11 protein-coding genes are annotated in these 8,242 nt (G+C 70.4%); 3 read left to right on the top strand and 8 right to left on the bottom strand.

All coding sequences use genetic code 11. The features are described 5' to 3' along the window. Positions 1 to 327: 327 nt before the first annotated feature. From ABZ796_RS27430 to ABZ796_RS27405, 6 genes are all read right to left on the bottom strand, one after another. On the bottom strand, positions 328 to 618 hold the full coding sequence (locus tag ABZ796_RS27430; RefSeq protein ID WP_357341328.1) for a hypothetical protein: 291 nt from the start codon (positions 616 to 618) through the stop codon (positions 328 to 330). Positions 619 to 629: 11 nt separating this feature from the next. Then, on the bottom strand, positions 630 to 2,258 hold the full coding sequence (locus ABZ796_RS27425) for an AMP-binding protein (RefSeq protein WP_357341326.1): 1,629 nt from the start codon (positions 2,256 to 2,258) through the stop codon (positions 630 to 632). A gap of 56 nt (positions 2,259 to 2,314) precedes the next feature. After that, positions 2,315 to 2,509 (bottom strand): SDR family oxidoreductase, encoded by a 195-nt coding sequence (locus tag ABZ796_RS27420; RefSeq protein WP_357341324.1) that lies wholly within the window; start codon positions 2,507 to 2,509, stop codon positions 2,315 to 2,317. Beyond that, entirely contained in the window at positions 2,506 to 2,748 is a 243-nt protein-coding gene (locus tag ABZ796_RS27415) for an SDR family NAD(P)-dependent oxidoreductase (protein ID WP_357341322.1), read from the bottom strand. Before ABZ796_RS27415 ends, ABZ796_RS27420 begins: the two co-directional genes overlap by 4 nt. A gap of 120 nt (positions 2,749 to 2,868) precedes the next feature. After that, positions 2,869 to 3,582, bottom strand: coding sequence for an enoyl-CoA hydratase/isomerase family protein (locus tag ABZ796_RS27410; RefSeq protein WP_357341321.1), 714 nt, complete (start codon positions 3,580 to 3,582; stop codon positions 2,869 to 2,871). Further along, the gene (locus ABZ796_RS27405) at positions 3,579 to 4,400 is read right to left on the bottom strand and encodes an NAD(P)-dependent oxidoreductase (protein ID WP_357341319.1); all 822 of its coding nucleotides are present in this window, start codon (positions 4,398 to 4,400) and stop codon (positions 3,579 to 3,581) included. Before ABZ796_RS27405 ends, ABZ796_RS27410 begins: the two co-directional genes overlap by 4 nt. 89 nt (positions 4,401 to 4,489) lie before the next feature. Here ABZ796_RS27405 and ABZ796_RS27400 point away from each other — a divergent pair, with 89 nt between their 5' ends. The 3 genes from ABZ796_RS27400 (at position 4,490) to ABZ796_RS27390 (ending at position 6,887) form a co-directional block, all read left to right on the top strand. After that, entirely contained in the window at positions 4,490 to 5,239 is a 750-nt protein-coding gene (locus ABZ796_RS27400; protein ID WP_357341317.1) for a PaaX family transcriptional regulator C-terminal domain-containing protein, read from the top strand. Between the two features lie 9 nt (positions 5,240 to 5,248). Beyond that, positions 5,249 to 6,268, top strand: a complete 1,020-nt coding sequence (locus tag ABZ796_RS27395; RefSeq protein WP_357341315.1) for a phosphatase domain-containing protein — start codon at positions 5,249 to 5,251, stop codon at positions 6,266 to 6,268. A gap of 136 nt (positions 6,269 to 6,404) precedes the next feature. After that, entirely contained in the window at positions 6,405 to 6,887 is a 483-nt protein-coding gene (locus ABZ796_RS27390; protein WP_357341314.1) for a hypothetical protein, read from the top strand. A gap of 40 nt (positions 6,888 to 6,927) precedes the next feature. On the opposite strand, the gene ABZ796_RS27385 is transcribed toward ABZ796_RS27390, so the two are convergent. Continuing rightward, the gene (locus tag ABZ796_RS27385) at positions 6,928 to 7,908 is read right to left on the bottom strand and encodes a bile acid:sodium symporter family protein (RefSeq protein WP_357341312.1); all 981 of its coding nucleotides are present in this window, start codon (positions 7,906 to 7,908) and stop codon (positions 6,928 to 6,930) included. 181 nt (positions 7,909 to 8,089) lie between these two features. Continuing rightward, a partial coding sequence (locus ABZ796_RS27380) for a superoxide dismutase [Ni] (RefSeq protein WP_357341038.1) occupies positions 8,090 to 8,242 on the bottom strand: 153 nt, incomplete at its 5' end.

The raw sequence follows: 8,242 nt of genomic DNA, 5'->3' as shown, positions 1-8,242 counted from the left end.
GTTGGAGCCGTCCAACGGTATTCCGCGTAAGTACCAGCGTCCGCCGGGTGCCTGGTGCCGCGAGAACGGTGTCACCCCGCCGCCGGGATCGTTCCAGCCCGAGGTGGTACACGCCGCATCTGGCATCGGATGAGACGGACGGCTGGCCTGTCAACTGGGGCAGGAACTGCCTCCAGCGGTTGGCTGATGGACAAGTGGTTAACAGAGTCCTGAACGCCCTGCGGGGAAATGCCTTCGGAGGTTAAGTTCTGCCTTGCTCGCCGGCTCGGGATCGGAGACGCTTTTATCTGTCCGATTCTGTGCCGGAGTCTCGTTGTATCTCTCATGTCATCGCTCGTTCGCTGCCGCCCTCCGGAGACTGTCGCCCGGCGGTGTTCTGCGCCCCTCGGTTGGTGACGCAAGGTCGAAGCGGGTCGCGATCGCCACGGTGGCGGTGGCGAGCACGGTGGGAGTGCTGTGCGGGCCGACGTCGACGGCGGAGGCGGCGGCGCTTCCGGGTCGGTTGGAGTCGGGGCGGCCGAACGTGTTGATGATCAACGTCGATGACCTGGCGGCGACCGACATCAGGTACATGCCGCACGTACAGAGGCTGCTGGTGCGGCAGGGGACGACGTTCACCGATGCTGTGCTCAGGTCAGCCGGACGTCGCGGCGGTTGACCTTGCCTGTCGCGTTGCGGGGCAGCTCGTCGAGCGTGATCTGCCAGCGGGTCGGCACCTTGTAGCGCGCGATCCCGGCCGCGGTGTGAGCGCACAGGTCCTCGGGCGAGACGTTCTCCCCCGGGTGCAGCACCACGACCGCAGCGACCGCCTGGCCGTAGTCGGGGTCCGGCACACCCATCACGATGCACTCGCGTACGGCGGGGTGCGCGACGATGCGGTCCTCGACCTCGGCCGGGTAGATGTTCTCGCCGCCGCGCAGGATCAGGTCGGAGCGCCGGCTCGCGATGTGGAGCTGACCGTCGGCGAGGTGGCCAAGATCGCCCGTACGGAACCACCGGTGCGGCGCGGTCGACGCGGCCGTCGCCTTGGCGTTGTTCCAGTAGCCGAGCATCATCTGGGCGCCGCGCAGGTGGATCTCGCCCTCGATCCCCTCGGGCACCGGACGGCCCTCGGTGTCACGGATCTCGACCTCGACGGTCGGCACCGGGCGCCCCACGGTCGACGGGTCCGCAGCCAGCTCGGCCGCCGAGGCCAGGGTCGCGGCGGTGCACGACTCGGTGAGGCCGTACGTCGTGCCCAGGGATCTGCCGGCCTGGGGAAGTGCCGTCCGCAGCGCCTCCTTGAGGCCGGGCGAGGACGGTGCGCTGCTGACCGAGAGGCTGCGCAAGGTCGACAGATCGAACTCCTGCAGCCGGTCACCGAGCTCGATGATGCGGGTCAGCATGGTCGGCATCGCACCCCAGTTGGTGATCCGTTCCTGCTCGATGAGCCGCAGCACCTGCTCGATGTCGAACTTGCCCTGATACAGGACCGCCACGTCGCCGACGACGAGCCGGACGACCGCCAGGTTGTGCAGCGACGCGATGTGGAACAGGGGCGAGACCAGCAGGAACCGACGGTCCGCCTGCGGCAGCCCCATCTCGGCGGCGACGGCGTCGTTGAGCAGGTGGAACCACACCGCGGCGATGACGTTGCGGTGGGTGTGGGTGGCGCCCTTCGCCCGGCCGGTGGTGCCGCTGGTGAACAGGATCACCGCGGGATCGTCCTCGGCGATCTCCTCGTCCAGCTCCGGCAAGGGCGTGCCCGGGTGCTCGGACGCGATCCGCGGCAGGTCCGACTCGACCCTCAGCAACGGGACGTCCAGCCCCTCGGCCAGCCGGGCCCGCGGCTCGTCGACGATCATGACCTTCGGCTCGGTGAGCTCGACGCCGTGGGCGAGCTCGGGTCGGGCCCACATCGAGTTCATCCCGACGGCGACGGCGCCGAGCGAGACCGCGGCCCAGAACCCGACGATCCATTCGGGGCAGTTCGCCGCGCACAGTCCGACCCGGTCGCCCCGGCCGACGCCGTAGTCCTCGCGCAGCACCCGGGCGAGGGCGGCGACCTGGTCGTGGTGTTCGGCGAAGCCGATCCGCCGCCCTGACGTCACCAGGTAGTCCCGGTCGCCGTGGGTTCGTGACGACTCCAGGAGCTCACGCAGCGACCGCGGCCGGTTCACGTAGACGTCCATGGGCTCGCCCAGGACGTCCTCCGTGCGGATCTCGAGAGGCGCTCCGGGCGCGGTCAACAGGGCAACGGCCTCGTCACGGGTGATCATGCTGCTTCGGTTTCCTCTCGTCCTTCGGTCGGTGCTGGCTGGGTGGTGGGACGCGGTCACCTGACCGTCAGCTGTCCGCCGTCGACGTTCCACGCCTGTCCGGTGACCCAAGCGGCCTGGTCGCTGGCGAGGAAGACCACCGCTGCGGCCACCTCGTGGGATTCCCCGCTCCTTCCGAGTAGCAGGTTGGCGCGGACGTAGGCGCGCCACGACTCCGGGTCTCGGTCGTCGAGACGTCCGGTCTCGGTCACGCCGGGGCAGACCGCGTTGACCCGGATGCCGTGTGTCCCAGCTCCTTGGCGGCCGAGGACGTCAGCGACTGCACCGCGGCCATGGACGCCGTGGAGGCGCCGGTCCCGGCGCCACTCAGCTTTCCGCCGATCGAGGAGATGTTGATGATGCTGCCGCCGTCACCCTGCACGACCAGGCTGATCCTGTCCCTGGGCGGCGTAGCCGGGCTGCCCGTCGGATGGAGGCTGGGCGAGGCCATCTTCAAGCGGGTACCGCCGGCCCGGCTGCGCCCGCTCGTCATCGGGACGCTCGCCGTCTCAGCGGCCGCCGTGCTCGTCGGCGCCGTCACTTGACCGGCCGAGGCCCCTCGAGTCCACCGTCAGCCCTGCGGCAGGCCGACGCTGTTCCGCTGGAAGTCCAGCAGCCGCTCGTTCTCGTACGTGATGCGCTGGGCACTGGCCTCGAGCTCGCGAAACATCTCCTTCAGGGTGCGGATCCCGTCGGACGACTGACGCGCGACGAGCCCGGCCAGCTCGAGAGCGGTCGCCTCGGCCTCGTCGGCGGGAGCCGTACGCTGGGCCAGGCCTGTCGCGACAGCCTCGTCCGCCCCCACGGGGCGCCCGGTGTAGATCAGCTCCTTGGCACGGGAGAGGCCGACGAGCTGGGTCAGTCGGGCTGGCCCGACCGGAACGCCGAGCCGAGCCCCCGCCCACGCGAGCTTGAGATTGTCCCCGGCCACGCGTAGGTCGCAGCCGGCGATGATCTCGGCGCCCGCACCCACGCAGTTGCCGACGCAGACAGCGATCGTCGGCACGGGCACCTGGTCGACGAGCCGGTAGAGCTCCGCGAACGCCTCCATCCGGGCGATCCCGCCCGCCGCCTCCAGGGGTTCGGTGACGTCTGCGCCCGCGCAGAACGCATCGAGCGACGTCGTGGAGAAGACGACCGCGCGAACCTCGCGGTCATCGGCCAGCTCTGTCAGCGCGCCGTTGAGCAGGCGGAGCGTCGCGGTGTCGAGCGCGTTGCGCTTCTCGGGGCGGTTGAGCCGGAGGATCTCGACATCTCCGTGCCGCTCCCTCACCAGGCTCGTCACGACCGGTCCACGAAGATGTCGTACTCCAGGTCGCCGGTCCCGCCGTACGCCGAGAGGTCGGTGACTCCGGCAGCCCGGAGCACGTCCACATCGAGGAACGTGTTGCCGGTGCACTCGCGCGCGGGACGCCCCAGGATCTCCACCGCGGCGTCGGCGACGATCTCGGGCGTACGCGACCTCTCCACCGCGGCGTCTCCGCCGAGGAGGTTCTGCACCGCGGCCGTGGCGATGAGGGTCTCCGGCCACAGGCAGTTGGCGGCGATGCCGTGCTCGGCGTACTCCGCCGCCCAGCCGAGCGTCAGCAGACTCATCCCGTACTTCGCCAGGGTGTACGCCGGGTGCGCGCCGAGCCACTGCGGCGACAGGTTGATCGGGGGAGACAGCGACAGGATGTGCGGGTTGTCCGATGCGCGCAGGTGGGGAAGCGACTTGCTGGTGAGCAGGTAGGTGCCGCGCAGCTGGATCTGCGTCATCAGGTCGAAGCGCTTCATCGGCAGGTCCTCGGTGCCGTCGAGCGCGATCGCGGAGGCGTTGTTCAGCACGATGTCGATGCCGCCGAACCGCTCGACGGTCTGTGCCACCGCGTTCTCCACCGAGGCCTCGTCGCGGACATCTCCCACCACTGCCAGGGCCTGACCGCCCGCTTCCTCGATCTCGGCGGCGGCGGTGTGGACGGTGCCGGGGAGCCGCGGGTCGGGCTTGTCCGTCTTCGCCAGCAGGGTGACGTTGGCTCCGAGCTTGGCCGCGGCGATGCCCACGGCCAGGCCGATGCCGCGGCTGCCGCCCGACATGATGATGGTGCGTCCAGTAAGGCTCATGCCGGGGACGTTACATACCTCCCGCGACTGTGGCAATAATGTAAGTAACACATCGTCTGCGAATGCGGGATTCATGTAAGATCCGAAGGATGCCATCGACCGCTGCCACCGCGAGCGCCCTTCGCCCTGTCTCCGCCCGTTCGGCGCTCCTGGGCCTGCTCATGGGCGCCGAGGTGCCGACGCTGTCCGCCCGTGAGCTCGTCGCGGGCGGTGGGCTGGTCGGCTTCTCGGAGACGACGGTCCGGGTCGCGCTCTCTCGCATGGTCGCCGCCGAGGACCTGGTCCGGACGACGGACGGGAGATACCGGCTCTCCGAGAGGTTGAGCCACCGCCAGCGCCGCCAGGAAGCGGCGATCCACGTGCCGACCAGCGCGTGGGCCGGCGAATGGGACCTGATCGTGGTGACCGCCACCGGCCGCTCCGCCGCCGACCGGGCGAGCCTTCGCACGACGCTCACGGAGCTTCGTCTGGCCGAGCTGCGTGAGGGCGTCTGGACTCGCCCGGCGAACCTCGACCTCGCTTGGTCCGATGATCTCGCCGGACTGTGCGAGCGGCTGACGATGCGACCCACGACCGACCCTGCGGAGCTTGCCGGCAGGCTGTGGGACCTGGCGGGGTGGGCCGACCGGGCGCGCGAGCTGCTGGCGGCCACCGACACCGATGACCCGGTGCTGCGGTTCACCGCCTGCGCCACCTCCGTACGTCACCTGCTCGTCGACCCCGCCCTGCCCGACGAGCTGCTTCCCGCAGACTGGCCGGGTGTCGCGCTGCGCAAGGCGCACCTCGACTACAAGGACTGGCTGATCGACACCCGCCGGGCGCTCGTCGAGGGGCCCTAGGCTGTGGCCATGTCGGCACGTCGATGGATGCTCGGGCTGGAGCGCGCGTGGGACGCGGCGAGACTCCGCCGAGCGGGCTCGCGGGTGCCGGCGGACTTCCGGATCAAGAGCTATGGCGGGCACGGGAGTGCCGAAGGGGTCGTCGTACGCGGCCGGGTCGTTGACGATCCACCGCCGTCGGAGGCGGCGGAGGGCGAGGGCCTGGGTGCCGCCGTACGCCGCACGATCGGTCACTTCGTGACCGACGAGCTGCCGGGTGTGCCGCTGCGGATCACCGTGGGCGATGCCGCGGTGGAGACGGTCACCGACGACGAGGGCTACTTCGTGGTGCGACTGCGGCCCGACCCGGAGGCGCTGGAAGCACCGTGGACCCGCGGCGCCGTCGAGATGGCCGGCGAGTACCGCGGCCTGGTCGGCGACTACCGCGCCCCGGTGGAGATCCGCGTTCCCGCCGGCGACGCGCAGTTCGGCGTGATCTCCGACATCGACGACACGATCCTCGAGACGGGGGTGCAGCGCGTCTGGCGGATGGTGCGTCAGACCCTCACCGGGTCGGCGCTCACGCGTACGCCGTTCCCGGGTGCACCCGAGCTCTACCGAGACCTGGCCGCCGGCGTGAACCCGGTCTTCTACATCTCCTCCAGCCCGTGGAACCTGCATGCGTTCCTGGACGCCTTCGTGCGCCACCGCGACTTCCCCCGAGGCCCGCTGCTGCTGCGCGACCTGCTCGGCGGTGCCGACGGCCGGGAGTCCAAGACCGGGCGCATCGACGAGGTCCTCGCGCTCCACCCCGGCCTTCGGTTCGTCCTCCTGGGCGACTCCGGTGAGCACGATCCGGAGACCTATGCCGACACCGTCCGCCGCCATCCCGGGCGGATCCTCGCGGTCTACATCCGCGAGGTGCGGCTCGATCCTCACGACGGCCGGGTCGAGCGTGTGTGGAGCACCATGGGCGACGAGGTGCCGCTCGTGCTCGTCGCCGACAGCGAGGCGGTACGCCGCCACGCCACCGGTCTCGGCCTCCTCTGAGCCGGTGTGTCCCCGGGCGGGCTCTGAACACCGGACGGAGGCGCTGCGCCGGGCGTAGCATGGGTCTGCGCCGTGTGCGTCAACCGGGGGCGGCGCAGTCGTCGGTGAAGGCACCGGAGGGTCCTGTGAACAAGGCTTGCTGAATTCCCTGACCGAGAAGGAAGCAGCTCTTGTCCGTGAGGCGGACCCTGCTGCCCTGCGCGAGCTCGACGAGGACCAGCTGCACGAGCGGGTGAGACGCGAGCGCAGCAAGCACCTGAAGGTCTACCGCCGCGGTGCCAGCGCTGCGGTCGAGAGCGTCGGCGGACGTGGTAAGGCCTATGACCAGAACCAGCGCGCCCGGGCTAAGGCGGAGGTCTTCGAGTCCGTGTTGGCCCAGGTCAGTCGCCAGGTCAGTGCGGCGGCGAGGAAGGCCTCGCAGGAGCTGCGGGCCGAACGGCTCGCCGCGGCACGAGCCGCCGCCGGCGCCGGGCCACCTCCTGCCGCTCCCGCGAACGACGGAGGTACGCCCGTGCCCAGTGCGCGGCGGGACGCGACGCGGACGACCGGAGGCCTCAAGCGTGACGCGTCCTCCCGTGCGCAGGGCGCCCGTCGCCAAGGTGCCCGCGACGCACGCTGAGCGCCTCCGGGGCTGAAGGGATGATCAAGGCCCTCGGCCGTCATCCCCGACGATCGGCTGGTGCGGCCACGCTCTGCGGAGTGACCTCGTCGCCTTCGATGGGGCGCCGAGACCAGTAGCTCGCCAGGATCGAGCCGGACACGTTGTGCCAGACCGAGAAGATCGCGGCAGGCAGCGCGGCGGCGGGCGAGAAGTGGACGGTGGCGAGCGCGGCGGCCAGCCCCGAGTTCTGCATCCCCACCTCGATGCTGATGGCGCGCCGGCTCGAGACCGGCATGCCGCACAGTCGCCCGACCGCGTAGCCCAGAGCGAGGCCGGCGACGTTGTGCAGGACCACGGCGAGAACGACCAGCAGGCCGACCGAGAGCAGGGTGGAGGCACTTCCGGCCACGACCGCGAGCACGACTCCGGTGATGCCGGCGACCGAGATCAGCGGAAGCACATCGATGACACGCTCGATGAGACGCGGCAGCAGCAGCCGGAGCACCAGTCCGAGGAGAACCGGGACGAGCACGATCTCCACGATCGAGACGAACAGGTCGCTCGCGGCGACCGGCAGGTCCTCCCCGATCAGGAGGAGGACCAGAAGGGGCGTCAGCAAGGGCGCGAGCAGTGTCGACACGGACGTCATCGCCACCGACAGTGCGGTGTCGCCGCGGGCGAGGTACACCATGACGTTGGAGGCGGTGCCGCCGGGCGCGCAGCCGACCAGGATCATCCCCGCGGTGAGCACCGCGGAGAGGCTGAGCGCGTTCGCGATGCCCCAGCCGAGCAACGGCATCACCGTGAACTGGGTGGCGACACCGAGCAGCAGAGCCCACGGTCGCCGGCCGATGATCGCGAAATCGACGGGCCGCAGCGTCATGCCCATCCCGAGCATGATGATCTGGAGCAGCAGCGGCACCTGGGCCGCCCAGCCGTCGAAGGTGCTGGGGGTGGCCAGCGCGACGGCGCCGGCGACCAGGACGATCAGGGCGAACCAGCGCCCCACGAAGGCGCTGACCTGTCGGACTGTGTTCATGCTCTTCCTTCCGAGACGAGGGGTACGAGCCGACCTGGCGACCCGCCCGTCGCGAGATCCTCGCAGGTCCTCGACGAGCGACGCACATGTAATACGTCCATGCCGCCCGGGACGGGAGCGAGGAAGGAGCCAGGTCCCGGCCGCGCCGGAACCTGGCTCCTCTCACCTCGACCTTCGTGCCTCAGGCCTTCTTGGTCGCCCAGAAGATCTCGGCGATCTCGTCGATCTTGGCCAGGAGCTGGTCGGCGACCTCGATGTCGAGGGTGCCCTTGGTGCCGGCGGCGCCGGCGAGCTTGGTGGCCTCGTTGACGAGGGTGTGGAGCTGGGGGTGGGC

The organism is Nocardioides sp. NPDC047086, assembly GCF_040643685.1.
Taxonomy (GTDB): Bacteria; Actinomycetota; Actinomycetes; order Propionibacteriales; family Nocardioidaceae; genus Nocardioides.
This window is presented reverse-complemented; position numbering and strand designations above follow the sequence as displayed.

Coding starts and splice junctions, on each gene's coding strand:
- ABZ796_RS27400 (WP_357341317.1), top strand. CDS start 4,490: ATGCCATCGACCGCTGCCACCGCGAGCGCCCTTCGCCCTGTCTCCGCC.
- ABZ796_RS27385 (WP_357341312.1), bottom strand. CDS start 7,908: ATGAACACAGTCCGACAGGTCAGCGCCTTCGTGGGGCGCTGGTTCGCC.
- ABZ796_RS27405 (WP_357341319.1), bottom strand. CDS start 4,400: ATGAGCCTTACTGGACGCACCATCATCATGTCGGGCGGCAGCCGCGGC.
- ABZ796_RS27395 (WP_357341315.1), top strand. CDS start 5,249: ATGTCGGCACGTCGATGGATGCTCGGGCTGGAGCGCGCGTGGGACGCG.
- ABZ796_RS27415 (WP_357341322.1), bottom strand. CDS start 2,748: ATGGCCTCGCCCAGCCTCCATCCGACGGGCAGCCCGGCTACGCCGCCC.
- ABZ796_RS27425 (WP_357341326.1), bottom strand. CDS start 2,258: ATGATCACCCGTGACGAGGCCGTTGCCCTGTTGACCGCGCCCGGAGCG.